We start from the raw sequence: 504 nt of genomic DNA, 5'->3' as shown, positions 1-504 counted from the left end.
ACGTCGCGCCGAGGCTGAGGTGGTGGCCACCATCTGTCGGGCATGGACTGGCCCGGATCGACCCGGCGCAAAACCTCTTCACCCAGACGGTGATCGATGCCTATCGGCGGCCGCAGCGCTGCTGTTGGTACTCGCCGTCACAGCGTCGTCGACACAGGCCCGCGCACCTCACAAATGTCATCTGCCACGCCACAGGTCGAGTTCGCAACCCGATTGAGGCTGAAGGCGGCTGTGGCGGCGGTGCACATCGACAGACCGCTACTGCTCGGCGCGGACGACGCGTTGCGCCCTGATGTCGGGAAGGTGGCGCTCTGCGAGGTCGTATCCGGCGTCGTCGTCTAGGACGACTAGGCCCCCTAGCGGCCGCGGTCCACAGATCAGCAGGTCAACCACCGGCAGGGCTCGCGCCGCACCCGCCGTTGAAAGCCGGGTTTGCGCCGATTCGATCCACTGTTGTTGGCGATGTTTGTCACGAACATACATCGCCAACATTGGCTGCTCGAC

1 pseudogene is annotated in these 504 nt (G+C 64.9%); it reads right to left on the bottom strand.

The features are described 5' to 3' along the window. Window positions 1–258: 258 nt before the first annotated feature. A pseudogene (locus tag F6Q13_RS20190) lies at window positions 259–504 on the bottom strand (hypothetical protein); the annotation flags it as partial.

Origin of the sequence: Mycobacterium sp., assembly GCF_008709575.1 — a bacterium.
Lineage (GTDB): Bacteria > Actinomycetota > Actinomycetes > Mycobacteriales > Mycobacteriaceae > Mycobacterium.
The sequence above is the reverse complement of the archived record's forward strand: the minus strand, read 5'-3'. Positions and strand labels throughout refer to the sequence as shown.